The following is a 25246-nucleotide window of genomic DNA, read 5'->3' as shown; positions in this document are numbered from 1 at the left end:
TCGGAGATCAACCTTCCCACCACCCCGCCCCGCATGGTCTGCGAGGCAGGGTGGCGGTAGGTCAGCCGCGCGGATCCAACTGTGAGGGACGTGGCACGTTCCGCAGATTCGACTTGGCCATCTGTACTGCCTCGCCGACGCCGCCGTTCATCACCATCTTCGACATCGCCAAAGCGAAGCCCTTCATCTGACCACCGGTGATGGTGGGCGGCAACGACAATGCCAACGGATCGGTCACCAGATCCACCAAGGCCGGACCGTCGTGATCGAGCGCGGCGCGTAGGCCCGCTTCGATATCCGCGGGATTCTCGATTCGGCGCGAAAAGATACCGAGCGCAGCAGCAACCGCCGCGTAGTCGACCGCGGGCACGTCGACCCCGAAATCCGGAAGGCCGTCGACCAGCATCTCGAGCTTGACCATTCCGAGCGTCGAGTTGTTGAACACCACGATCTTGACCGGCAACTTGTACATCGCGACGGTGACCAACTCACCGAGCAGCATCGACAATCCACCGTCGCCCGACACCGAGATGACCTGACGCCCCGGACTCGACCATGCAGCACCCATCGCGTGTGGGAGCGCATTGGACATCGATCCGTGCAGCGCCGAGGAGATGAAGCGTCTCGATCCGTTCGGATTGAGATAGCGCGCCGTCCACACGTTGCACATCCCGGTGTCGGCGGTGAAGATTGCGTCGTCGGCTGCCAGATCGTCCAAGATCGATGCCGCATACTCGGGGTGAATCGGCGTGCGCTGCTTGACCGGATCCGTGTATGCACCAACCACTTTGGTCATCAGAGTGTTGTGCTTGGCGAGCGTGTCCTCCAGGAACCCGCGGTCGGTCTTTCGATCAAGCTGCGGAATCAGTGCGCTCAAGGTGCTCGCGACGTCGCCGTGCACAGCCAGGTCCAGGCTGGTTCGACGCCCCAACCGCTCGGCCGCGATGTCGATCTGAGCAGTGCGAACGTCGTCGGGCAAGAACTGATCGTAGGGAAAGTCCGTACCGATCAGGAGCAGGAGATCGGCGCCGTGGATACCGTCGTGCGCCGCACCGTAACCGAGCAATCCGGTCATCCCGACGTCGTATGGATTGTCGTACTGGATCCATTCCTTGCCACGCAGTGAATGCCCGATGGGAGCGCCGACGGTTTCGGCCAACGCCAGAACCTCCGCGCGCGCATCTCGCACGCCCGCGCCGGCGAAGATCGCAACCTTACGCGAGCCGTTGATCACATCTGCCAACGCCTTGACGTCACCGGCATCCGGAACGACTGTCGGCCTTCGGGTTTCGACGAGCGTCGGCGGGGTGCCTTCTGCCGGACAATCGGCGATGTCCCCGGGAAGCACGATCACCGAGACGCCGTTTCGAGCCACCGAATGCTGAATCGCCGACTGCACCACGCGAGGTGATTGGACTGCCGTGCTGACGAGTTCGGTGTAACTCGAACATTCGATGAAGATCCGCTCGGGATGCGTTTCCTGAAAGTAGCCCATTCCGATCTGGGCGCTGGGGATGTGTGAGGCGATCGCGAGGACCGGCGCGCCCGAACGATGAGCGTCGTACAGGCCGTTGATCAGGTGAAGGTTTCCGGGACCGCAGGATCCGGCACACACTGCGAGTTTTCCGGTGATCTGGGCATCCGCTGCGGCCGCAAAGGCGGCTGCTTCCTCATGCCGGACGTGTATCCAATCGATTCCGCCCTTCTCGGAACCACCGGTGCGACGAACCGCATCGACGATGGGATTGAGACTGTCACCGACAATGCCGTAGATCCGACTGACACCCGCGTCAACGAGCTGCTGAACCAATTGATCTGCAACGGTTTTCGGACTCATCAGACCTCCATGACACACTCACGGGAGTCGGGATCGCCGACCCCCGGGAGTGACGATTTACTTGTGATTGATGCAGCGCTTCTTGTGGAATGCGGGGTTACTTGGGTTCGAGCACGAACACCGGAATCTCACGATCGGTCTTCGTCTGATAATCGGCGTAGTCGGGGTACGCAGCGACAGCGCGCTCCCACCAGACCGCCTTCTCGTCGCCGGTGACTTCCCGAGCAACCAGGTCGAAGACCTGCGTCGCGTCACGCAGCGTGACGTGCGGGTCGGCTTTGACGTTGTAGTACCAGACCGGATTCTTCGGGGCGCCACCGAGCGAAGCCACAACGGCATACGAACCGTCGTGCTCGACCCGCATCAGCGGCGTCTTCCTGACCTTGCCGGACTTTGCCCCGATGGTCGTGAGAACGACGACGGGCATGCCGTTCATGTCGTTTCCCTCGGTGCCACCGGAGTTCTCGATGCGTGCGACCTGATCGGCGGCCCACGACGCTGGACTGGGTTCGTACTCACCTGTGATTGGCATGTGTACCAGTGAACACCCACTCGAGCACCTTGGCCACCGAACCACGCCGACCAGGCCTGTCGCCCGCGCACTCCCCTGGTTGATCGATTAAGTGAGCTGCCGATCAATAAAGTTCGCTTGCCCGAACTCTCATCTCTGGCTACTCTGAAACCACAGCTTCGAACAGCCGTATCAGAAAGGGACGAGATGACCACCGCCGATATCTCCACTCGCGAATCACGCCCCTCCCCCGACTATTGCGTCGATCTGGCCGGAACTCGGTGGCCGCTGTACAAGATCGAAGCTCTCGTGGTCGGGTTCGTGCTGTTCGTCGTCGCCGGTGCCGTCACGCAGTCGATGCAGGTGGCCGTACTGACTGCCGCAACGGCCGCTGTAGTCACGTGGTGGGTACGGCGCGTGCACTACTCACGCACCACCTGATCACCGCACTCCCCCGAACTCCCGCGAACCACGAAGGGACCTTGCTGCATCAGCAGCAAGGTCCCTTCGTTCGGTTCAGGTCCGCTCGGCGGTCAGACCGTCAGGCAACTCGGTCCGAGCAATGCCTTCAGGTCGCCCATCAGTGCCGAGGACGGTTCGACCCGAAGGACGTCGTCGACCTTCCACAAGCTGATTTCGGTTCCGCCGATCAGTCGGACATGGACATCGGACGTCCCCGGATGCCTGGTCAACACCTGCTTGAGAGCACTGAGCTTGTCCTTGGTGCATTGCCGAAGCGGCAGCGAGACCGACAGCGGACGCGCAACCCCGATCGCCGAAATATCAGGTACCGCAAGGTCGTTGCCGATCAGTGACATCCGATCGTCTCGGATCGAAACGCGAGCCTTGACCAACACGATGGCATCCTCGGCGATGTCCATTCCGTAAACGGCGTACGCCTGCGGGAAGAACAGCACCTCGATTCCACCCACGAGATCTTCGAGCTGCACGATGCACCAGGTCAGACCGTTCTTGTTGACCCGGCGGTCCACCGAGGCAATGATGCCGCCGAGAGTTACCTGGGCACCGTCCTGAACGCCGCCTTCGAGTATCGCAGCGATGGACGTGTCGGACTGCTGGCGAAGAATGTGCTCGACACCGTTGAGCGGGTGACCGGAAACGTACAGCCCCAGCATCTCTCGTTCGAGTGCCAGGCGATGCTTGGAGTCCCACTCCTCCTCGGGAATCTTGACGTCGAACACCGAGGTGATCGACTCGTCCGCCTCGGCACCGCCGAAGAGGTCGAACTGTCCGATCGCCTCTGCCTTCTTGGTGCTCATCACGGAATCGATGGCGTCGGCATGAACCAACATCAGGCCCTTGCGCGGGTGACCCAACGAGTCGAAAGCACCGGCCTTGATGAGAGATTCGGTGACCTTCTTGTTGCAAGCCATCGCGTCGATCTTGCCGAGATAGTCGGAGAAATCGGTGAACTTCGATTTCTCGGTGCGCGCCTTGATGATCGAAGCGACGACGTTGGCGCCGACGTTGCGCACCGACCCCATACCGAAACGGATGTCGTCGCCGACGGTCGCGAAGTCGACGCGTGACTCGTTGACGTCCGGTGGGAGAACGGTGATGCCCAACTTGCGGCAGTCGGCGAGGTAGATCGCGGACTTGTCCTTGTCGTCACCGACGGAGGTCAGCAGACCCGCCATGTACTCGGCCGGGTAGTTCGCCTTGAGGTACGCAGTCCAGTACGACACGAGTCCGTAGCCGGCGGAGTGCGACTTGTTGAACGCGTACCCGGCGAAGGGAAGGACCGTGTCCCACAGCGCCTTGATGGCGGCTTCGCTGAAGTTGTTGTCCAACATGCCCTGCCGGAAGCCGGCGTAGGCCTTTTCCAGCTCGGACAGCTTCTTCTTACCCATGGCGCGACGCAGCAAGTCGGCCTGACCCAGGGTGTAACCGGCCACCTTCTGCGCCAGTTGCATGATCTGCTCCTGGTAGATGATCAGGCCGTATGTCTCCGAGAGGATCTCCGCTAGCGGCTCCTCCAGCTCGGGGTGAATCGGCTTGACGTCTTCCAAGGCGTTCTTGCGCTTGGCGTACGAGATGTGGGCGTCCACACCCATCGGTCCCGGTCGATACAGCGCCAATGCGGCGACGATGTCGCCGAATCCGGTGGGCTGCATCAGTTTCAGCAACTCGCGCATACCGCCGCCGTCGAGCTGGAACACACCGAGAGTGTCGCCGCGGGCGAGCAGTTCGTATGTTGCCGCATCGTCCATCGGCAACGTGTCGAGGTCGAGGTCGATGCCGCGGTTGGCTTTGATGTTCTCGAGCGTGTCGCCGATAACCGTGAGGTTTCGCAGACCGAGGAAGTCCATCTTGAGCAGACCGATGGCTTCACACGAGGGGTAGTCCCACCCGGTGATGATGGCGCCGTCCTGGGCGCGCTTCCAGACCGGGATTGCGTCGGTGAGCGGTTCGGACGACATGATGACCGCGCAGGCGTGCACACCGGCGTTGCGGATCAGCCCTTCCAGACCCACCGCGGTCTTGTAGATCTTCGCGACGTCCGGGCTGGAGTCGATGAGCGCTCGAACCTCGACTGCCTCCTTGTACCGCTCGTGCTTCGGGTCGGTGATACCGGAAACCGAGATGTCCTTGGCCATGATGGGCGGCGGGAGCGCCTTGGTGATCTGATCGGCGATGGCAAAGCCCGGCTTGCCGAACTGGACGCGAGCCGAGTCCTTGATGGCAGCCTTGGTCTTGATGGTGCCGAAGGTGATGACCTGGGCGACCTTGTCGTTGCCCCACTTGTCCGTCGCGTAGCGAACCATCTCGCCGCGACGGCGATCATCGAAGTCGATATCGATATCGGGCATGGACACACGCTCGGGGTTGAGGAATCGCTCGAACAGCAACCCGTACGGGATGGGGTCGATGTTGGTGATACCCATCGCGTAGGCCACCAACGAACCGGCAGCCGATCCACGGCCGGGCCCGACACGGATCCCGACGTCCTTGGCGTGGTTGATCAGGTCGCCGACCACGAGGAAGTAGGCCGGGAAGCCCATTTCGTTGATGACGCCGATCTCGTAGTCGGCGCGGGCGAGGTACTCCTGCGGCGGTCCGCTCGGGAAGCGGCGATCGAGTCCGCGCATCACCTCGGCGCGCAGGAAGGTCTGCTGCGTGTGTCCCTCCGGGACCGGGAAGATCGGCATGCGGTCGTGGAACGCCCACACGTCCTCGTACGACTGCACACGCTCGCCGATGGCAACGGTGTTGTCGCATGCCCCCGGTACCTCGTTGTCCCAGATGGCGCGCATCTCGGCAGCGGACTTGAGGTAGTAGCCGTCGCCGTCGAACTTGAAGCGAGTGGGGTCGGAGAGCGTCTTGCCGGTCTGAATGCAGAGCAGCGCCTCGTGATTCTCGGCGGCGTCCTTGGTGACGTAATGGCAGTCGTTGGTGGCAAGTGGCGGAATACCGAGTTGCTTGCCGATGTCGAGCAGACCCTCTCGCACACGGCGCTCGATCGAGAGACCGTGATCCATCAGTTCGAGGAAGAAGTTGTCCGGGCCCCAGATCTCCTGCCACTTCGCGGCAGCTTCGAGAGCCTCGCGATCGTGACCGAGACGAAGGCGGGTCTGGATCTCACCGGACGGGCAACCCGTGGTCGCGATGATGCCCTCGGCGTGCGCGGCGATGAGCTCCTCGTCCATCCGTGGCCATTTACCGAGCTGGCCCTCGATGGACGCGAGCGACGACAGCTTGAAGAGGTTGCGGAGTCCGGTCGCGTTCTCGGCCACCATCGTCATGTGGGTGTACGCACCGCTACCGGAGACGTCGTCGGACTTCTGGCTGCGATCGCCCCACAGAACTCGCTTGGTGTTGAAGCGAGACTCAGGTGCGATGTAGGCCTCGATGCCGATGATCGGCTTGATGCCGGCGCTCTTTGCCTCGTTGTAGAACTGGCTGGCGCCGTACATGTTTCCGTGGTCGGTCATGCCGACTGCGGTCATTTCGAGACGAGCGGCCTCCTCGAACATGGCGCCGACCTTGGCCGCACCGTCGAGCATCGAGTACTCGGTGTGATTGTGAAGATGTACGAACGAGTCAGCCACGTGCGCCTCTCTGAAGGTCTGGGAGCGAGATCGAGTGTATGCCGCGCTGCCGACACGACCGGCGACCGACGTAGCGGAGTCGCCGTGCGCCGCCTCCGGTCACGTGACCGGAACCTCGGGTTCGGCGCTCGACCTCACCGAACGCCGCGAACGTCGACCGGCGACGAAGGTGTCTGTCGTGAAGATCACCAGTGCAGCCCAGATCAGAACGAAGCCGATCCACCGTGACGCCGGCATGTCCTCGTGCATGACGGCCACACCCCACGCCATCTGGAGCGCCGGGGTGAGGTACTGCAGCATGCCCATCGTCGCCAACGGAACTCTCTGAGCGGCGACGCCGAACAGGAGCAGCGGCAGCGCGGTGACCGGGCCGGCGGCAAGCAGCAACAGGCTGTGCCCGGTACCGCTGCTGATGAATGCACCGGCCCCGGTCAGGCCGAGAAACACGAGGTAGCCGACCGCGAACGGTGCGGCAACGACTCCCTCGGCAGTCAAACTGGTTCGAGGATCGAGCGGAACCACCTTCTTGACCAACCCATAGGTGGCAAACGAGCCGGCGAGCAGCAAAGCGACGATCGGAGGTTTCCCGAAGTCGACCGTGATCACCACAACTGCCGTGGCAGCGAGAACGAGCGCGGCGATCTGGGCGGGACGCAATCGTTCGCGGAAGATCACGACGCCGAGCAGAACGGTGACCAGCGGGTTGATGAAGTACCCGAGAGCCGCCTCCACGACGCGGCCTGACACCACGGCATAGATGTACGTCCCCCAGTTCACGGCGATCGCCGCTGACGCCGCGGTCACCAGCAGCCAGGTGCGTGCGCTGATTCCGCGAAGCGATCCGAGGCGGCCGGCAAAGGCCAACACGATCAGCATCAACAGAAGGGTCCACACCACCCGGTGCGCCAGGATCTCGACCGGATCGGCGAAGTCGAGTAGCCCGAAGAATGCCGGGAACGTTCCCCACAACAGGAAAGCCGCCACACCGTAGAAGATCCCCGAGGACGAACGGGACTCAGCGCGTTCGTCCTTGTTCACAGAACCGGAGTTCACGGGACCGGACCATCGTCGGGGCCGGGAGCAGCGACGTCCACGTACTCCGGCAGCAAGGGACGGACGGCTGCCAACCACGGCGAGGCGTCGGACGGCAACGCTTCCACTGCACGGACGTTCGAGTCATGTTCGATCGCTTCGAGTCCTTCGGGAGTAGCTCGCACCAGCACGCCCACCGCGCAGGCGCACCCGGCGGACAATTGCTTCGCCGACGCGAGCGCCACCTGTTGCTGACGATCGGTGTCGCCGCCGAGCGAGACCAGTCGCGTGGCTGCAACACCGGGCGATCTGCGTACTGCTTCGTCGTTGTCGGGAACGGGCACCGACATGAGCGGCGTCTGGACGCGCTCGATCGGAACTCGGAACATGACCCTGGACACGCGAACGCCCGAGACCTCAGCGCCCGGCACCTGAACACTGCTGGTCGACGTGATGACCTCGTCGACGGTGAGTGCCTTCGTGAACGAGACCAACGCCCACACCGGCCCATCGACCGACGCGACGGAATCTCGCGCTCGGTCGAGGTAGTCCGGGACAGCTTCCCCACTGTCCGGACCCAGGGTGTCCGTCCGGATCGGCGGGGTCGGCACGGGATTCGCGAACCCCACGCCCACCACCGCCGCCACACCGACCACCACCGCGACGACGGCCGGCGCGGGGGTAAGCCCGCGCGGTGTCATGAGGACCGCAGAACTTCGAGTGCGTGTTCGAGATCCTTCGGGTACTTGCTCTTGATCTCGACCCAGCGACCGTCCGCCGGATGTGCGAATCCAAGAGACACGGCATGCAGCCACTGGCGCTCGAGGCCGAGCCTTTCGGCAAGTCGAGGGTCCGCGCCGTAGGTCAGGTCGCCGCAGCACGGATGGCGCAACGCCGAAAAGTGGACACGGATCTGGTGTGTGCGACCGGTTTCGAGGTGCACGTCCAGCAGACTCGCTGCCTGGAACGCCTCGATGGTGTCGTAGTGCGTGACGCTGGGCTTGCCGTCGGCTGTGACCGTGAATCGCCAATCGTTCCCGTGATGGCGTCCGATGGGCGCGTCGATCGTTCCGCTGCTCGGGTCGGGGTGTCCCTGCACGAGAGCGTGGTAGCGCTTGTCGATGGTCCGCTGCTTGAAAGCGCGCTTGAGCAACGTGTACGCGCGCTCGGATGTGGCAACCACCATGACACCCGACGTTCCGACGTCCAGGCGGTGGACGATGCCCTGACGCTCGTGGGCACCGGACGTCGAGATGCGGAAACCGGCCGCGGCAAGTCCGCCGATGACGGTCGGTCCCGTCCACCCGACGCTGGCGTGCGCGGCAACTCCGACGGGCTTGTCGACTGCCACGACGTCGTCGTCGGCGTAGAGGATCTCCATTCCCTCGACCGGTGTCGCTTCGATGGTCAGGGGCCGCGGCGGTTCGGGCAGGACTACCTCGAGCCACGACCCTGCGGTCAGACGATCGGACTTGCCGACGGCCACACCGTCGACGAGTACCGAGCCTTCTTCCGCGAGTGTCGCGACCACGGTGCGCGAGAGTCCGAGAAGGCGCGCGAGGCCGGCATCGACGCGCATGGCATCGAGACCGTCGGGCACTGGCATCGAACGGGATTCCCTCACTTGGTTTCTCCCTCGGCTGCAGCCTTCGATTCGGTGAGCTTCTTGTCGTCCGCCTTGTGATCACGCAGGCGTTCACCGTTGGGTTCGAAGCCGAACAGTGTCAGGACGACGAGCAGAATCGCGCCACAGACGATCGCGGAATCCGCGATGTTGAACACCGGCCACCAGCCGACGGAGACGAAATCCACCACATGTCCGCGCATGATTCCGGGAGAGCGGAAGAATCGGTCGACGAGGTTACCCAGCGCGCCGCCGAGAACGAGGCCGAGACCGAGCGCCCACCACGGTGATCGGAGCGTGCGACCGATCTTGATCACACCGATGACCACACCGATTGCGACGAGAGTGAGGATCCACGTCATCGACGTCGCCATCGAGAACGCTGCCCCCGGATTGCGCACCATCGTGAATGTGACCACGTCACCGATGATTTCGATCGGCTGCCCCGGTTTGACCGCGGCGACTGCCCACACCTTCGTGAGAATGTCCGAGAGCAGGATGACAGCGGCGATGGCAATGAGCATGGTCAGCCGGCGGGGCTTTTCGACCGGCACAACCGCCAGGTCACCGTCTTCCGATTTCACGGCTTCCGGTTTCACGGTTTCGGGCTCGTCGGCCTTCGAGATTTCGGTAATCGGCTGATCCTCCGCGTTGACATCTCGGTCTGGGTGGTCTGTACTCACGCAACCATCATCCCTCATGTTCACCGCACCGGGTCACGCACTCTGCAACTGCGGCTAGCCTGGAGCGCGTGCCACTGCTGTCCACGACCGGCCGACGCGTTCCGTTCGCCCTCGCTGCCCTCGCTCTCACCACCGTTCTCACCGCTTGCGGCGACTCGGATCAACCTCCGAACACCCCGACCTCCTCGCCGAGTGAGGTGACTGTTCCGGTGACCGCCGCGACGGTCGAAGTTCTCGAGGCGGGAAGCGAGCCGCGCGAGGTTTTGCGTACGAACTTGCCTGTCGGCACCACGCAGACGGCGACGCTCGTCACCCAGGCCGTCGTGAGTCAGCAGATCGATCAACAACCGGCGCAGGATTTCTCTTCGCCGGAGATCACGATCCCGCTCTCGGCAAACGTGACCGCTGACGATCCCACCGCAGTCGTTGACCTCACGCTGTCGTCGATGACCTCGCCCGATGCAACGCTGCAGGCTGCGCTGAGCGGGGCCGACGGGTCTGCGGCCGGATTGTCGGTCACGGATTCGGGCGCCATCACCGCCCTACGGTTGAAGCCCTCCGCCAACTCGGCCAATGCTGCCCGCGCTGCAATCGAACAAGCGCTGGGCCAAGCGGTCTACCGGACCGTTGCACTCCCCGACGCTCCGGTCGGTGTCGGCGCACGTTGGGTGGTTCGGCAGCAAGTCAGCAGCGAAATCCTGCTCGATCAGACAACCACCGTCACGCTCACCGCGCGCGAGGGCAATCGGCTTTCGCTCGCGGTGGACGTATCGCAGACCCCGCAGAGCCCGGTCTGGAACCTGGCTGGTGACGCCGGAACGCTGAACATCGATCAATACGTCATGGCCGGCTCCGGAAACCTCACCGTCGACCTCTCACTCCCCTTGCCGATCGACGGACAGATGACCGTCGGCGGCGACCAGGCATACGGCGACCCGGACAGCTCCTCGGTGATCCGGCAGACCATCTCCAACAGCATTCGGTGGGAATCGTGACACGCCGGTCGCTTCTCGCACTTGGTCTGACCGCAACGGCGGCACTGTTCGTCGTGACCGGTTGCGGCTCGGACGACTCGCCTGGTGCCGACACGACTACGCAGGTTTCCGCCCCACAGGTCGGCTTGGCGCCGTTCACGGCTGCTCCGGCCGCACCGCTGAGCGGGGCGCCTCTCGACCGTGACGGCCTGCAACGAGCCGCGCTCACCCTGTCCGAGCTACCTGCCGACTTCGACGTAGTTCCCGACCCGGTCGACGACCTCGGCCTCGCACCGGCGCCGGAAAATTCGGAGGCGGACAAGTCGAGCACCGACCCCGCCGTCTGCGCCCAGGTTCTGGCGCCGATAGCCACCCACGCTCCCGGATCGGTCGCCGACCTCTCCGACATGTTCACCGGCCCCGATTTCACGAGCATCGATCAGGACTCTGCTTCGTACGCCGACGGCACCGCGGCAGCAGCAGCTTTCGAGAAACTTCAGACCACGCTGGCTGGGTGTGCGGAGTATTCGGGAACCGATGCCGACGGAACGACAATCACCTATCGCGTCGGCGGAGCGTCGGACCCGAACATCGGCGACGCGTCTTTCGCTTTCCGAATCATCACGGAGAGTGGCGGTTTCACCTTGGTTGCCGACGCGATCGTGGCCGCAGTCGGGACGACGTTGACTCAGCTGTCCGCGACGGCGCCGAGTCCGATCGCCCCCGATGTTCTCCTCTCGATGGCATCGGCCGCCGCAGATCGCCTGCGCGCACAAACGCCCTGACAACGAGCGGATTCGTCCTGTCTCGGCCTTTCGCGAATGATTCGGGACCACAGACCCTTTGACAACTGCCCGTCCACACTGAACGGTGAGAGTAGGTACGAAACAGACCAACGCGACACACTGATGTGAGGAGCCAGAGTTCATGCCGGAACCCAGAAGGTCAGATCACACCGATTACGTAGCCGTCAATCCGATCTTCTCGAGGCCTGGCGAGGATTCGGTTGCATCGAAGTACACACTCGAACCCGATGGCATGCTTCCCGAGACCGCGTATCAGATCGTCCACGACGAAACGATGCTCGACGGCAATGCGCGGCTCAATCTCGCGACGTTCGTCAGCACGTGGATGGACGATCACGCCACCAAACTGTATGCCGAGTCGTTCGACAAGAACATGATCGACAAGGACGAGTATCCGCAGACCGCCGCGATCGAAACCTATTGCTGGCGTATCCTTGCCGACCTCTGGCACTCACCCTCCCCCAAGGACGCAATCGGCACCTCGACGATCGGTTCGTCCGAAGCCTGCATGCTCGGCGGCCTGGCGATGAAACGACGCTGGCAGCACGCACGAAAAGCCGCGGGCAAGTCCACCGAAAAGCCAAATCTCATCATGAGTTCCGCGGTCCAGGTGTGCTGGGAGAAGTTCTGCAACTACTGGGACGTCGAAGCGCGTTACGTGCCGATCAGCGAGGAACACCGCACCCTCGACGGTCACGATCTGGACAAGTACGTCGACGAGAACACCATCGGTGTCGTCGCGATCATGGGCGTCACGTACACCGGGATGTACGAGCCGGTCCTGGAAATCTCGAAGGCACTCGATGCGATCCAGGCGAAGACGGGACTCGACGTCCCCATCCACGTCGACGGCGCTTCCGGTGCGATGATCGCACCGTTCCTTCAGCCCGAACTCGAATGGGATTTCCGACTACCACGCGTCCACTCCATCAACACCTCGGCGCACAAGTACGGGCTCGTCTACCCCGGCCTCGGCTGGGTGGTCTGGCGATCGCAGGATCTACTTCCCGACGACCTCGTCTTCAAGGTGAGCTACCTCGGCGGCAGTATGCCGACCTTCGCACTGAACTTCTCGCGTCCCGGCGCTCAGGTGATCCTGCAGTTCTACTTGTTCCTGCGTCTCGGCCACGACGGCTATCGCGCGATCCAGCAGTCCTCCCAGGACGTGGCGAAATTTCTCGCCGAAGGGATCGGGAAACTCGACGCGTTCGAACTGTGGAACGACGGTTCCGACATCCCGGTCTTCGCGTGGCGCCTCGCCGAGGGGCACACGTCCAACTGGACGCTGTACGACCTCTCGGACCGGTTGCGAGGCAAGGGCTGGTTGGTGCCGGCCTACCCCATGCCGGACGATCTCGCGGATCTGACAGTGCAGCGCATCGTGGTTCGTAACGGACTGAGCATGGACCTGGCGGCCAATCTGCTGCGCATCATCGAAGAGGAAACCGCGTTCCTCGACGAACTGGACAGCCCGATGCCGCGGCCGCGCGTCACCGAGGGATTCCATCATTGACGTCGCTTACCACGTGAAGAGCGGCCGCCCACTCCCTTCGGGAGTCGGCGGCCGCTCTGGTGTTTCAGGTGTTACCGAGAGATCAAGCAGCGCAAGCCGGCGAGGTCAGACCTGCAACGCCGACGATCTGGCAAGCGGTGGTCTTCGAGAGCTTCCAGACGCCGTCTTCGTAGACGAACGACGCCTGCAGGCCCTGCTGCAGCGGCTGACCGTTGACGACGATGTTCAGCGAAGCTGCTGCCGTCTCGCTACCCGTGTCGGTGACCGGGTCGAGGATCTCGACCTGTGCGCCGGCAGCCTTGGCGGCAGCGGCGACCTGGTTGATCAGCTCGGGATCCTGCTCGGCGCCCTGGACGAGGTTGACCTTGTCTGCGGCCGGAACGCTCTCGTCGAGTGCCTGAGCGACCTTGCCGTTGAGCTCGGCAGATGTCGGAAGGACAACTTCAGACGGAGCTGCCGCAGAGGTGGTGGTCGTGGGCTTCGCCGAAGTGGTCTTGTCGGAATCTCCTCCGTCCGAGCCACAAGCGGTCATCGTCAGGGCTGCTGCGATCGCCACGGCTGCAACGGTCATCTTCTGAAGCTTCAACTTCTCAGTCCTATCCATTCGGGTGTTCACATTCGAGCGTCAGTCGAACATCGTGCTTGCTCGAGGATCGTCGACAACATTACCCAACGGTAAGCGGAAAAAGTCTAAGGACATCCTCAGAGAAGGCTGTCGACCGCATCTGCTACCTCGAGCACCTCATCGGATTCGGCAAAGGTTTTGGCGATTCCCGTTCCACTGGAACGGGTTTCGAAGCGAACCGTCACCACACCGTGCCCCGCGCCCTGCACCCAACCGTGTCCGTATTCTGGATGCTTCACGTCCAAACCGGGGTGCCAGTAGCGCTGAGGGACGCGTGCGGCCACCGGAACGTCGAGTTCGGCCTCATCGAGGGCGCCCGTGAGAGTCTCGACCGGATAGCCGGGAACATCCTGATCCAACTCGGGAAAAAGTGATCCTTGCCGAACCGTGGACAAACCGGCGAATCCCACACCGACCAGGCGAATCGGCCCCAATTCCTGTGGATCGATGACCTGTTTCTGCGCGGTCGCGATAAGGATTTGGCGGTCGATGGTGGCAAACGGCAGCGTCACGGATCGAGTCAAGATACTCATGTCGGACTTCTTGAGCTTCAGTACGACGGTGCGAGCAGCTCTTCCGTCCTTCTCCAGCCTGGAAAATGCTGCACGACCACTACTTTCGACGGCCGCGCGCAATTGTGCCATCGTGACGATGTCTGCGGCGAACGTGGATTCCGCGCTGATCTGCTTGGATTCGGCACGCTCGGCGACCGGCCGATCGTCGATCCCCTGTGCGAGCCGATGCAACCCCGGTCCGACAGTGGTTCCGAGTATCGACGCCACCTCCGCTATGGGAGTGCGGGCAAACCCTCCGATGGTTTCGATTCCGAGACGCTTGAGCTTTTCCTCGGCAACAGGACCGATCCCCCACAGCTTTCGCACCGGAAGTGGATCGAGCAACTCGTGCTGCATCCCGGGAGGAATCACTGCGACGCCGTCGGGCTTTGCCAGTCCCGACGCGATCTTGGCGACCTGCTTACCTGCGCCGGCACCGATCGAGGCAACCAACCCGGTCTCGGCTTTGATCAACGCCCGCAGGTCCTCACAAAACGCGCGGACCTCGTCGGCGCCGACTCCGGCCAATTCCACCGGTTCGCCGAAGGCCTCGTCCACCGACAATTGCTCGAGGATCGGCATACGAAGGCGCAACGCGTCGAAGGTGCGTTTACTCAGAACCGAATACAACGACATCCGCGGTGGCAATACCACCGCTCCGCCACCGACCATCCGGCGTGCTTGGTGCATCGGCATCGCCGAACGCGCACCGAAAACTCTCGCTTCGTAACTTGCCCCGGCCACCACTCCGCGCCCGCCCAAGCCGCCGACCAGCACCGGGCGACCTCGCAGCGTCGGACGCGTCAACTGCTCGGCGGAAGCGAAAAACGCATCCATGTCGAGATGCAGCACCCACCTGCGACTTCGTGTGGGATCACCTTGATTCATCGGGCGTTACGGTTCTCTCAAAAGTAGGTGCAGAATCTACGTCCGCGCCTTCTTCTCGGTCGACTTCTTCTTCGGCAGGGGCAATACGTCGGCAGTCCGTTGAATGAAGGCGTGAAGGTGATCGAGGTCCTGCAACCGTTCCTCCGGAACCCGGTAGTAATCCTTCGCCCCCGGGTACGGCGGAGCCAGATCGGCCTCTGATCCGAACTCGGTACTGACCTCCGTGGGTTTGACGAACAGGACGTCTCCGCAGATCAAGCCCACGATCTTCTCGTCGCAATACACTCCGTACTCGCCGAACATCGCCCTTGCCCGCACGTCGAGCGGTTCCAACTGCTCGAGAATGCGCGCCACGGTTTCCTCGCTCGTACTCATGAGAGCAAACTACTCCGGCACCCCGACATACAGACATTCATCGGGGAGCCGGAGTAGATTTGGCGGTATTAGACCTTCGTAATCGCGGCGCGGATACCGTCACCGAGATCGACGGCGTCGTCTCCCGCTTCACCCACCGAGAACGAGGTGGCCAGAACCTCACCGGCGATCAATTCGCGATGACGCTCCGCCCACTCCTTGCAGTCCTGCGGAACCTCGAGTACGACGTTGATCCGGTCCGAGACGTCCAAACCGGCAGCACGGCGCGCATCCTGCAACTGACGGATACGGTCCTTGGCCCACCCCTCGGCTTCGAGTTCCTCCGTCACAGCGGAATCGAGTACGACCAGTCCCGCACCGTCCGGCAGTGCCGCCGTCGAATCCGGCTCGGCCGCAACCAGTTTCTGCGTGTACTCCTCGGGCAGCAGTTCGATGCCCGCCGCAACCACGACGCCGTCCGCGTTCTCGGTCCAGTCGCCCGCCTTGACCGCCTTGATGACAGTCTGAACGGACTTGCCCAGACGCGGTCCTGCAGCACGCGCGTTGACCGCGATCTCGAAGCGCCCGTGCACGTCGACGTCATCGGTCAGATCGACCTTCTTGACGTTGACCTCGTCGGCGATCAGTCCGAGGAACGGACGCAGACGCTCGGCATCCGGCGCCGCAACCGTGACCTCGGGCAACGGAAGACGAACACGCAGATTCTGCGCCTTGCGCAGGCTCAGCACCGTGGAGCACACGGTCCGGACGTCGTCCATCGCCGCTACCAGCTCGGGGTTCGCGGGGAGCTCCGACGCCTCGGGCCAATCAGCCAGGTGAACCGAGCGCTCCCCGGTCAGCCCGCGCCAGATCACCTCGGACACCAGCGGCAACAGCGGCGCAGCGAGACGCGTCACGACCTCGAGCACGGTGTGCAGGGTGTCGATCGCGTCGCGATCCTCGTCCCAGAACCGCGAACGCGACCGTCGCACATACCAGTTGGTGAGTGCGTCACAGAACAACCGAAGCTCGTCGCACGCGCCGGCGATGTCGTTGACCTCGAGGGCCTCGGTGATCACGTCGCGGGTGGTAGCGAGCTTGGCCAGGATGTACTGATCGAGGATGTTCTCCGAATCGGTACGCCACACACCGGATTCCGGCGCGTACAACTGCAGGAAGCTCCAGGCGTTCCACAGCGGGAGCAATGCCTGACGCACACCTTCGCGGATGCCCTGCTCGGTCACGATGAGGTTTCCGCCGCGCAAGATCGGCGAAGACATCAGGAACCATCGCATGGCATCGCTGCCGTCGCGGTTGAACACCTCCTTCACGTCCGGGTAGTTGCCCTTGGACTTGCTCATCTTGAGTCCGTCGTCGCCGAGCACGATGCCGTGCGCAGCAACGGTTTTGAACGCCGGACGATCGAAGAGTGCGGTGGCCAGCACGTGCAGCGTGTAGAACCAGCCGCGAGTCTGCCCGTTGTACTCGACGATGAAATCGCCCGGGAAATGGCCCTCGAACCATTCACGGTTCTCGAATGGGTAGTGCACCTGCGCGTACGGCATCGAACCGGATTCGAACCAGCAGTCGAGCACCTCGGGAACGCGGCGCATCATCGACTTCCCGGTCGGGTCGTCGGGGTTCGGGCGGACCAGGTCGTCGATCATCGGGCGATGCAGATCGGTCGGACGCACACCGAAGTCTGCCTCCAACTGATCGAGCGATCCGTAGACGTCCGTACGCGGGTACTGCGGATCGTCCGACACCCACACCGGGATCGGGCTGCCCCAGTAGCGGTTTCGGCTGATGTTCCAGTCGCGTGCACCTTCGAGCCACTTGCCGAACTGGCCGTCACGGATGTGCTCGGGCACCCACGTGATGTCCTTGTTCAGCTCGACCATGCGATCGCGGAACTTGGTGACCGCGACGAACCACGAGGGAACCGCCATGTAGATGAGCGGCTGCCCACTGCGCCAACTGTGCGGGTACGAGTGCTCGATCGTCTCGTGCCGCAGCAGCTTTCCAGCGGCCTTGAGGTCCTTGATGATGACCGGGTTGGCGTCGAAGACCATCAAGCCCTCGTACGGCGGAACCATCGAGGTGAACTTTCCACCCGGATCGAGCGGCTGCACGACCTCGATACCGTTGGCCGTGGCGACATCCATATCCTCCTCACCGAAAGCCGGTGCGAGGTGGACGATTCCGGTTCCGGAATCGGTTGTCACGTAGTCGGCCGAAAGCACGACGTGCGCGTTCGGATGTCCGAGGAAGAAGTCGAACGGCGGTGTGTACGACAGTCCGACCAATTCGGCGCCCTTGTGACGGGAAACGACCTCGGGGTCCTCCCCCAGCTCACGTGCGTAATGAGCAACCCGTGCTTCCGCGAGCACGTACCGCTTTCCGTCCTCGCCGAGCACCTGGACGTAGTCGACCTCGGGATGAACCGCAGTGGCCAAGTTGGACGGCAGTGTCCACGGAGTCGTGGTCCAGATGATCGCGTTTGCGCCGTCCAATGGTGAACCCGGAGCGACCAGCGGCATGTCGACCGTGACTGCAGGATCCTGACGCATCTTGTACGCGTCGTCGAGACGAGTCTCCTGATTGGACAGCGGAGTCTGCTCGTACCAGCTGTAGGGCAGCACGCGGAAGCCCTGATAGATCAGGCCCTTGTCGTGCAGCTCCTTGAAGGCCCACATGACGGACTCCATGAAGTCGACGTCCAGGGTCTTGTAGTCGTTGTCGAAGTCGACCCAACGTGCCTGGCGGGTGACGTAGTCGCGCCACTCGTCGGTGTACTTGAGCACCGAGGCCTTGCAGTACTCGTTGAACTTGGCCAGACCCATGACTTCGATCTCGGCCTTGTCCTTGATGCCGAGTTGCTTCTCCGCTTCGAGTTCTGCGGGCAGTCCGTGGCAGTCCCAGCCGAAGCGTCGCTCGACCTTGCGTCCACGCATGGTCTGGAAGCGCGGCACCAGGTCCTTGACGTACCCCGTCAGCAGGTGACCGTAATGCGGCAAACCGTTTGCGAAGGGCGGTCCGTCGTAGAAAACGAACTCTTCGCTGCCGTCCCGATTGGAAACCGACGCACGGAAGGTGTCGTCGTCGTCCCACTGTTTCAGGACTTTCTGTTCCAGTTCGGGGAACTTGACTCCGGTGTCGGCGGGGACACCGTAGTCGACTTTGGGATACCCGTTACTCGCCATGGCGATCTCCTCGTGCCAGTCGGACTCGGCACGGGGACGACGTGGCGCTTGTGCGCCGACACCGCGGTACCACCCCGTTTGCACCCCGTAGATCCGCGCTTGGATCCCGAGGTGCCACTCGATCGAGCTGTGACGGGCTCACCCGTTCGGTTCTACTGAGTTCTGGGCGCCTGAAGCGACAAGAACCGTTCTTCCGAAAGCTCCCCGGTGATTGCCGGATCACAGCCTGGTATTCGTGTTGGACAGTCTAATACTCGTCCTGGACCTTGTCGGAACTCGCCCTAGGACTTGTCGGGGCCACCCGGCGACTCGCCATGATTTCTCTGATTGTCATCGTTGGCGGTGGCTGCATCGTCGATCGACGAATTCGAGGAACTCTCGACTCGACCGTAAGGCGACGACATTCCGCTGCCCGATGCCGGGTCATCCAACGAAGGAACCGCCTTCCTGCTGGTCAGCGCACTGACCAGCAGGAGGACGGCACCTGCTACACAAATCGCGATACATGCCCACGCCCAGATCAGCGACCCTGTGGTCAGGGCGACGATCAGGAGAGCGAAACCAACTCCCGCGAGAACCAACGTCACGACCAGCACGTATCAACCTTTGTCCGGTCCGATAGCTGAGCCGACGGGGCGCTCTCGGTCAGCTGTTTCCCTTGGCGAAGGACGGGCTGTAGGAATCCTGTCCACCGTCGACCGGAACGGCCGAGCCGCGCTGTTCGAGCTCTTCGAGCTGCGATTCCAGGTAGGACTTCAGGCGCACCCGGTACTCGCGTTCGAACGTCTTGAGCTGCTCGATACGGCCCTCGAGGACCGAACGCTGCTGGTTGATGGTCGCCATGATTTCGGTGTGCTTCTTCTCGGCGTCCGCCTTGAGAGCGTCTGCCTTCTCCTGAGCCTGGCGAAGCTGGGTCTCGGAGCGAGTCTGAGCGTCGGTGAGCATCGCCTCCGACTTGTTGCGCGCATCCGCGATCATGCCGTCAGCCTTGCTGCGAGCCTCGCTCATGAGCTGCTCGGAGTTGGTGCGGGCACTGCCGAGCAGCTGCTCGGACTCGGTCTTGGCATCGTTGGTGAGGCGATCCGCCATCTCCTGAGCCAGTCCGAGGACCTTTGCGGCCTGCATGTGGGTGTCGCCACTCTGCGGCGCTGCAACGGCAGCGGCGGCGGGAACCGGCGCTGCAACAGGTGCAGGCTTGGGCGGTTCGACGACCCGAGCGGGCTCCGGCTTGGGCTGCGCTGCGACGGGTGCTGCCTGCTGAGCAGGTGCCGGCGACTTCTTGGCAGCCGCGAGCTCCTGATCCAGCTCACCTACGCGCTGGCGCAGGTCCGCATTCTCTTCGATGAGCTGCGACAGCGCCTGCTCGACGAGGTCGAGGAATGCGTCGACCTCGTCCTCGTTGTAGCCACGCTTGCCGATAGGCGGCTTGCTGAACGCAACGTTGTGCACGTCAGCTGGAGTCAGTTGCGGCATGGAAGGATCCCTTCACGCGTCATTTGGCGGTCTAGCAAGCATTCAGTTGCAACACAGTCTACGTAGTGGCGAACCACTGGATGAGTTATGGCATCCATTCTGGCATACCACTCACTCGGACTGCGCTCAGCGAACAACCGACATCAGGATGATGACGATGAAAAGCAAGACCATGATGGATAGATCCAAGCGAACTCCACCGAGGTTGATCGGGGGGATCAACCTGCGGAGCAGTTTCACCGGAGGATCGGTGATCGTAAAAATGGTTTCGAGAATGACTGCGACCAATCCGGTCGGTCGCCAATCTCTGGCAAACGAACGAACGAACTCGACGATCACTCTGCCGATCAGCAACAGCCAGAAGACAACCAGCACCAGATAGATCACAGAGAGAAGCGCGTCCACACCCTCACTCTGCCTGACTTCTGCGGTGTGTCCAAAACAGACACACCGCAGCAATTCCGGAACCGGTCCGCATCGAGTCCGTCTTGTAACGGCCGGCGATGGGTCCGAATGCGGCGTCCGCCGAGGCGGGCCGCCGTTCGAATGTGCTCACGTCACCCCTGCTCAGGGGCCGGACTGCGGTCGAGACCATCATTTCTGGCTGTAGAAACCCGTCTCGGCGATCCGACGGCGCTCCTCGGCGGAAACGTCGATGTCGGCCGGTGAGAGAAGAAACACTTTGGTGGCTACCTTGTCGAAAGAACCACGCAATGCGAACGCCAGGCCGGCCGCGAAATCGACCAGACGCTTCGCGTCGGCGTTGCTCATGTCGACCAGATCCATGATGACGGGAGTGCCGTCCCGGAACCGCTCACCGATCGTGCGGGCCTCTGCGTAGCTCTGCGGACGCAGTGTCGTGATCTTGGCGAGCGGGCCGCCGTCGTCGACAACCGGCGCACGTCGCGCTTCGGGTCGCTCTGCGCGCGCGTCGACCGCGAGGTTGCCACGGCTTGCCGGGCGCGGCGCCATCGCCGGGCGGCTGCTGCGGCTGGGAACGGTGTCGACGCGGGGCCGGGAATCGTAGCGATCGAACTCCGCGTCCTCTTCGTCACGACGACTGGGCGCGTAGCTCGCCTTCGAGAAGGCAGGTTCGACGAACTCGCGGTCGTCGCGCTCGGCATAGCCGTCGTGACTACGACGGGGTGCGCGGCGAGCCTGATCGGGCTCCTCCACGTATTCGTCCTCGTAGTCATCGAGGGGAACCATGCCGAAGTAAGCCTTGAACTTATGCAGGTTGCTCATTGATCGACCTTCCTTGGCGCGGCGGAATCAATCCGACTGCGACCGGTCGCAGCGGTGTGGACGGGTTGGGCGATCACCTGAGCGATCACCTCGAGATTACTGGTCGTGAGCCGAGCAGTGCGGTTCCGACACGCACGCAGGTTGATCCGTGGCGCACTGCAGCCTCCAGATCGCCGGTCATACCGGCCGAGAGTTCGGTTGCCCGGGGATGCGATTCGAGGATCAAAAGATGTGCCCTGCGGAGGATTTCGAACTGCTCGTCCGGATCTGATCCAAGCGGCGGGACGGCCATCAGTCCCGCGAATTCGAGACCTTCGGCTGATTCGATCCGCTCGGCGAGAGGCGTTAGCTCGCCCGTCGGAACTCCGCCACGCGCGGGGTCTCCGTCGAGACTTACCTGGATGAGCGCCCGGAGCGGCTCCGTGCGCTCACCGTCCGACAAAGCACTCAGCGCAGCCCGATCGAGTGCATCGACCAGTCGCGCACTGTCCACCGAGTGAATTGCATAGGCCCACTTCGCTACCGACCGAGCTTTGTTGCGCTGCAACTGTCCGATCATGTGCCAGCGAACCGGATCATCGATCGCGCCCGTCTGTGCAGCGCCGTCGAAGTCCGCGACCTTCTCCACTGCTTCCTGCTCACGAGACTCACCGAATTCACGGCAACCCAGTTCGTACAGGATTCGAGCGTCGGACGCCGGAAAGAATTTGGTCACCGGCAGCAGTGCTACGTCGGAAACCTCGCGACCGGCGGCAAGGCAGGCGGCCGCCAATCGCGCCCTCACCGAGTCGAGTGCCGTCGATATTTCTGTCAGCCGCATTTCCGTCTCGCGCATTTCTGCCTAGACGGTTTCCTGCGCTGCGGGCGCTTCCATCCAGATCACTGCAGCTTGACGCCCGGTCAGAGATTCTCGGCGATGACTGAACAACGCGCGATCCTCGATCGTGCACCGCGGGTCCTCGGCGACACCGGACACACCCGCGGCGAGCAACTGCTTACGCAGTCCCGCACGCAGATCGAGCCCCGGCGTGCCCTTCTCGGTGCGAGTTGCGCTGCCCGGCAAGTGCTTTTCCACGTCCGCGCGCATCGCAGCGGGAACCTCGTACTGGCGTCCGCTCGCAGCCGGACCGAGGAAGGCGCCGATACGCGAAACGTCCGCGCCCTGACGCACCATCTCCGCGAGGACGCGCGGGACGATACCGATGCGGGCACCGATCCGTCCGGCATGAACGGCCGCGATCACACCGGCCTCCTCGTCGGAGAGCAGAACGGGAACACAATCTGCACTGAGGGTGGCTAGCGCCAGGCCGGGAACAGTGGTGACCAGAGCATCCGTCACCGGAATCACTTCGTCGGTCGGTTCCGTCACGACAGTGACGTTGCGCGAATGGATTTGTTCCATCCACACGAGATGGTCAGGCTCGACGCCTATTTCGCGTGCCAGACGTCGGCGATTCGCATCGACGGCTGCCGGATCGTCTCCGACGTGATCGCCCAGATTGAACGACTCGTACGGTGACGCGGAAACACCACCGGCTCGGCTGGTCACGACGCGGCGAATGCGGGTGCGGGTGGTCGACTTCTCGGTACTCAAGATAAGTGTGCTCACAAACGTCGAAAGTTGTCGTCCGGCTCAGACGTGACCGGACATCCAGTCAAGAACAGGGTACCCAGAAATTCCGGGCACCCTGTTCTCGAAACTGTTTGTAGCCCTACGTCAGCGACGCATGAAGACCGGCACGTCGACGTCGTCGTCGCCCTCGTCTTCCTGGACCGGCGCATGGCGGGGGCCACCGATCGGAGGCAAGCTGCCCGAACCGGTGGTCTCGCGCGCTGCGGAAATCGGCTGCTCGCCAGCAGGTTCGGCGGCCACCGGCGACCGGCCGACCTCACCCGCGCGCCCGGCGCCGATAGCTCCACGTCCCTGCGCGGTCGACTCCACGGGACGACGAGCCGGAGCTCCTCCGTCGAATCCCGCAGCGATGACCGTCACACGAACCTCGTCACCGAGTGAATCGTCGATGACCGTTCCGAAGATGATGTTGGCGTCGATGTGGGCAGCTTCCTGCACCAGCGAAGCCGCCTCGTTGATCTCGAACAGACCCAGATCGCTACCGCCGGCGATCGACAGGAGCACGCCGCGGGCGCCTTCCATCGAAGCTTCGAGGAGCGGGGAATTGATCGCGGATTCCGCCGCCTTGATCGCGCGTCCCTCACCCCGCGAGGAACCGATTCCCATCAACGCACTACCGGCACCGGACATGACACCCTTGACGTCCGCGAAGTCGACGTTGATCAGACCCGGAGTGGTGATGAGGTCGGTGATGCCCTGGACGCCGTTGAGGAGAACCTCGTCCGCGCTGCGGAACGCGTCCATCAGGCTGACGGCCGCGTCACCCAGCTGGAGCAGGCGATCGTTGGGAATGACGATCAGTGTGTCGCAGGACTCGCGGAGCGCCTGGATTCCGGTATCCGCCTGTCCCCCACGACGCTTGCCCTCGAAAGAGAACGGTCGCGTCACGACACCGACGGTGAGTGCGCCCAGCTTCCGGGCGATGCTTGCCACGACAGGGGCACCACCGGTTCCGGTGCCACCGCCCTCGCCTGCGGTCACGAACACCATGTCGGCGCCCTTGATGACCTCTTCGATCTCGTCCTTGTGATCTTCGGCTGCCTTGCGACCCACTTCCGGGTCGGCACCGGCGCCGAGGCCACGGGTCAATTCACGACCGACGTCGAGCTTGACGTCGGCGTCACTCATCAGAAGGGCTTGCGCGTCCGTGTTGACCGCGATGAACTCGACTCCCTTGAGTCCCTGTTCGATCATGCGGTTGACTGCGTTCACGCCGCCGCCGCCGATGCCGACGACCTTGATTACGGCGAGGTAGTTGTGCGGGGGCGTCATCGGCTCTCGCCTTCCGTGTCGTGTTTCACGCTGCTTGTCAGTGCTGCTGTCTTTGTTACTGCTGTTTTTGTAGCTTCATGCTCTTCGAGAACAACCCTAAACCTCAACCACAGGGTTAGAGTTATGTCAAGTATTCGATCTGAAACGAAACGCTATGCACCGTCGTCGCGTTCCGCCATTAGGCGCGCCGAGACACACCGAAGTATTTGCTGCGCACTGACGCACGGCTGCACCGTGCGCTATCGGACCGTCGGCAGATCGGGACTGGACACGTCGTACGTCTGCCCCGGTTGGGTCAACAGCGGAAGCGTCACAGCAGCCTTACGATCCGAGTGCTCGACACCGCCCCAGTTTACGACGCGACCGTCGAGCAGAGTCAGCGTGACACTCGAAATCGACCGAGCGGCAACCTCTCTCACCTGAAATCTCAGATCCGGCGGCAACACCGACAACACCTCGAGCGCGGCAAGCGTCGGCTCGTCGTTCCACCCGGGCGTCGGTGTCACCAGACGCGGAACCCCGGGCGGCGGGACGCCCATCTCGAAGTCGACGCCCTTCTCGTCCAGCAGGTGTGCACCCTCAGGTGAGTCGACGAAGACGACCGGTACCCGTTCGGTGACGGTGACGCGGATAGTCGACGGATACATCCGCTGCACACGAGCCGAGGCCACCTTCGGAATCGTCGCCACACGTGCGGCGGCGGCGCCGGTGTCTACCCGCATCAACGGCTGACCGGTCGGTACGGCCAGGAGCGAAAGGATCTGTTCCTCACTGACGGTCGTCGCACCGAGAACTTCGGTGCCCCGGACCGAGAGCACCGGAGACAACCAAGCCGTCAACGCAATTCCCACCACCAGCACGATTGCCAGCGGTGCCACGATCAGCGGTCGCTTGAACCACTTACGAGTCGGTGTGGGTTCGGGAGCCGGCTCCGTCGACCGCGTCGAGT

General features: G+C 63.0%; 23 protein-coding genes. 4 read left to right on the top strand and 19 right to left on the bottom strand.

Annotated elements, in window-relative coordinates; genetic code table 11:
* Positions 1-61 precede the first annotated feature (61 nt).
* Positions 62-1837 (bottom strand): pyruvate dehydrogenase, encoded by a 1776-nt coding sequence (locus ABIE52_RS05165; protein ID WP_020969844.1) that lies wholly within the window; start codon positions 1835-1837, stop codon positions 62-64.
* Between the two features lie 97 nt (positions 1838-1934).
* Positions 1935-2369 carry a nitroreductase family deazaflavin-dependent oxidoreductase gene (locus ABIE52_RS05160; protein WP_003941666.1) on the bottom strand — a complete coding sequence of 145 codons (435 nt, stop codon included), beginning with the start codon at positions 2367-2369 and terminating at the stop codon, positions 1935-1937.
* A 186-nt stretch (positions 2370-2555) separates the two neighbouring features.
* Here ABIE52_RS05160 and ABIE52_RS05155 point away from each other — a divergent pair, with 186 nt between their 5' ends.
* Positions 2556-2789: a hypothetical protein gene (locus tag ABIE52_RS05155; RefSeq protein WP_003941759.1), complete on the top strand. Its 234-nt coding sequence runs from the start codon at positions 2556-2558 to the stop codon at positions 2787-2789.
* A 92-nt stretch (positions 2790-2881) separates the two neighbouring features.
* Here ABIE52_RS05155 and dnaE read toward each other — a convergent pair whose 3' ends face one another.
* The 5 genes from dnaE to lspA all read right to left on the bottom strand — a co-directional run bounded on the left by dnaE (position 2882) and on the right by lspA (position 9757).
* On the bottom strand, positions 2882-6418 hold the full coding sequence (dnaE, locus tag ABIE52_RS05150) for a DNA polymerase III subunit alpha (protein WP_007733155.1): 3537 nt from the start codon (positions 6416-6418) through the stop codon (positions 2882-2884).
* A 99-nt stretch (positions 6419-6517) separates the two neighbouring features.
* A complete protein-coding gene (rarD, locus tag ABIE52_RS05145; RefSeq protein ID WP_007733157.1) occupies positions 6518-7471 on the bottom strand; it encodes an EamA family transporter RarD in 954 nt (317 codons plus the stop codon).
* Positions 7468-8151 carry a hypothetical protein gene (locus ABIE52_RS05140; RefSeq protein ID WP_192712923.1) on the bottom strand — a complete coding sequence of 228 codons (684 nt, stop codon included), beginning with the start codon at positions 8149-8151 and terminating at the stop codon, positions 7468-7470. Before ABIE52_RS05140 ends, rarD begins: the two co-directional genes overlap by 4 nt.
* Entirely contained in the window at positions 8148-9074 is a 927-nt protein-coding gene (locus ABIE52_RS05135) for an RluA family pseudouridine synthase (RefSeq protein ID WP_007733161.1), read from the bottom strand. Before ABIE52_RS05135 ends, ABIE52_RS05140 begins: the two co-directional genes overlap by 4 nt.
* On the bottom strand, positions 9071-9757 hold the full coding sequence (lspA, locus tag ABIE52_RS05130) for a signal peptidase II (RefSeq protein WP_050655314.1): 687 nt from the start codon (positions 9755-9757) through the stop codon (positions 9071-9073). Before lspA ends, ABIE52_RS05135 begins: the two co-directional genes overlap by 4 nt.
* Positions 9758-9825: 68 nt before the next feature.
* On the opposite strand from lspA, the gene ABIE52_RS05125 reads away from it, so the two are divergent.
* From ABIE52_RS05125 to gad, 3 genes are all read left to right on the top strand, one after another.
* Entirely contained in the window at positions 9826-10752 is a 927-nt protein-coding gene (locus ABIE52_RS05125) for a hypothetical protein (RefSeq protein ID WP_003941753.1), read from the top strand.
* Positions 10749-11516, top strand: coding sequence for a sensor domain-containing protein (locus ABIE52_RS05120; RefSeq protein ID WP_354541463.1), 768 nt, complete (start codon positions 10749-10751; stop codon positions 11514-11516). The genes ABIE52_RS05125 and ABIE52_RS05120 overlap by 4 nt, the downstream gene beginning before the upstream one ends.
* 142 nt (positions 11517-11658) lie before the next feature.
* Positions 11659-13050, top strand: a complete 1392-nt coding sequence (gad, locus tag ABIE52_RS05115) for a glutamate decarboxylase (RefSeq protein WP_042921836.1) — start codon at positions 11659-11661, stop codon at positions 13048-13050.
* Between the two features lie 82 nt (positions 13051-13132).
* Here gad and ABIE52_RS05110 read toward each other — a convergent pair whose 3' ends face one another.
* The 12 genes from ABIE52_RS05110 to ABIE52_RS05055 form a co-directional block, all read right to left on the bottom strand.
* Positions 13133-13636, bottom strand: a complete 504-nt coding sequence (locus ABIE52_RS05110; protein WP_039973321.1) for a WKL family lipoprotein — start codon at positions 13634-13636, stop codon at positions 13133-13135.
* Positions 13637-13752: 116 nt separating this feature from the next.
* Complete coding sequence (locus tag ABIE52_RS05105; protein WP_042452844.1) at positions 13753-15117, bottom strand: DNA polymerase IV; 1365 nt, start codon at positions 15115-15117, stop codon at positions 13753-13755.
* A gap of 36 nt (positions 15118-15153) precedes the next feature.
* On the bottom strand, positions 15154-15492 hold the full coding sequence (locus tag ABIE52_RS05100) for a TfoX/Sxy family protein (protein WP_192712921.1): 339 nt from the start codon (positions 15490-15492) through the stop codon (positions 15154-15156).
* Positions 15493-15560: 68 nt separating this feature from the next.
* On the bottom strand, positions 15561-18674 hold the full coding sequence (ileS, locus tag ABIE52_RS05095) for an isoleucine--tRNA ligase (protein WP_042453572.1): 3114 nt from the start codon (positions 18672-18674) through the stop codon (positions 15561-15563).
* A gap of 281 nt (positions 18675-18955) precedes the next feature.
* Positions 18956-19270 (bottom strand): hypothetical protein, encoded by a 315-nt coding sequence (locus ABIE52_RS05090; protein WP_007733197.1) that lies wholly within the window; start codon positions 19268-19270, stop codon positions 18956-18958.
* A 49-nt stretch (positions 19271-19319) separates the two neighbouring features.
* Positions 19320-20147: a DivIVA-like cell division protein Wag31 gene (wag31, locus tag ABIE52_RS05085; protein WP_003941722.1), complete on the bottom strand. Its 828-nt coding sequence runs from the start codon at positions 20145-20147 to the stop codon at positions 19320-19322.
* A 126-nt stretch (positions 20148-20273) separates the two neighbouring features.
* Positions 20274-20552, bottom strand: coding sequence for a YggT family protein (locus ABIE52_RS05080; RefSeq protein WP_003941780.1), 279 nt, complete (start codon positions 20550-20552; stop codon positions 20274-20276).
* Between the two features lie 189 nt (positions 20553-20741).
* Positions 20742-21392, bottom strand: a complete 651-nt coding sequence (locus ABIE52_RS05075) for a cell division protein SepF (RefSeq protein ID WP_003941752.1) — start codon at positions 21390-21392, stop codon at positions 20742-20744.
* Between the two features lie 85 nt (positions 21393-21477).
* Positions 21478-22227 (bottom strand): YggS family pyridoxal phosphate-dependent enzyme, encoded by a 750-nt coding sequence (locus tag ABIE52_RS05070; RefSeq protein ID WP_007733204.1) that lies wholly within the window; start codon positions 22225-22227, stop codon positions 21478-21480.
* A 6-nt stretch (positions 22228-22233) separates the two neighbouring features.
* Positions 22234-23001: a peptidoglycan editing factor PgeF gene (gene pgeF / locus ABIE52_RS05065; RefSeq protein ID WP_007733207.1), complete on the bottom strand. Its 768-nt coding sequence runs from the start codon at positions 22999-23001 to the stop codon at positions 22234-22236.
* Positions 23002-23109: 108 nt separating this feature from the next.
* Positions 23110-24297 carry a cell division protein FtsZ gene (gene ftsZ, locus ABIE52_RS05060; protein ID WP_003941788.1) on the bottom strand — a complete coding sequence of 396 codons (1188 nt, stop codon included), beginning with the start codon at positions 24295-24297 and terminating at the stop codon, positions 23110-23112.
* Positions 24298-24536: 239 nt separating this feature from the next.
* Positions 24537-25175 (bottom strand): cell division protein FtsQ/DivIB, encoded by a 639-nt coding sequence (locus ABIE52_RS05055; RefSeq protein WP_192712934.1) that lies wholly within the window; start codon positions 25173-25175, stop codon positions 24537-24539.
* Positions 25176-25246: the final 71 nt, after the last annotated feature.

The organism is Rhodococcus sp. OAS809, from assembly GCF_040546695.1.
GTDB classification, from domain to species: domain Bacteria; phylum Actinomycetota; class Actinomycetes; order Mycobacteriales; family Mycobacteriaceae; genus Rhodococcus_F; species Rhodococcus_F qingshengii.
Note: the sequence above shows the minus strand (reverse complement) of the source record. Positions and strands in the feature narration are given on the sequence as shown.

Coding starts and splice junctions, on each gene's coding strand:
- ABIE52_RS05165 (WP_020969844.1), bottom strand. CDS start 1,837: ATGAGTCCGAAAACCGTTGCAGATCAATTGGTTCAGCAGCTCGTTGAC.
- ABIE52_RS05160 (WP_003941666.1), bottom strand. CDS start 2,369: ATGCCAATCACAGGTGAGTACGAACCCAGTCCAGCGTCGTGGGCCGCC.
- ABIE52_RS05155 (WP_003941759.1), top strand. CDS start 2,556: ATGACCACCGCCGATATCTCCACTCGCGAATCACGCCCCTCCCCCGAC.
- ABIE52_RS05140 (WP_192712923.1), bottom strand. CDS start 8,151: ATGACACCGCGCGGGCTTACCCCCGCGCCGGCCGTCGTCGCGGTGGTG.
- gad (WP_042921836.1), top strand. CDS start 11,659: ATGCCGGAACCCAGAAGGTCAGATCACACCGATTACGTAGCCGTCAAT.
- ABIE52_RS05105 (WP_042452844.1), bottom strand. CDS start 15,117: ATGAATCAAGGTGATCCCACACGAAGTCGCAGGTGGGTGCTGCATCTC.
- ABIE52_RS05100 (WP_192712921.1), bottom strand. CDS start 15,492: ATGAGTACGAGCGAGGAAACCGTGGCGCGCATTCTCGAGCAGTTGGAA.
- ileS (WP_042453572.1), bottom strand. CDS start 18,674: ATGGCGAGTAACGGGTATCCCAAAGTCGACTACGGTGTCCCCGCCGAC.
- wag31 (WP_003941722.1), bottom strand. CDS start 20,147: ATGCCGCAACTGACTCCAGCTGACGTGCACAACGTTGCGTTCAGCAAG.
- ABIE52_RS05075 (WP_003941752.1), bottom strand. CDS start 21,392: ATGAGCAACCTGCATAAGTTCAAGGCTTACTTCGGCATGGTTCCCCTC.
- ABIE52_RS05070 (WP_007733204.1), bottom strand. CDS start 22,227: ATGCGCGAGACGGAAATGCGGCTGACAGAAATATCGACGGCACTCGAC.
- ftsZ (WP_003941788.1), bottom strand. CDS start 24,297: ATGACGCCCCCGCACAACTACCTCGCCGTAATCAAGGTCGTCGGCATC.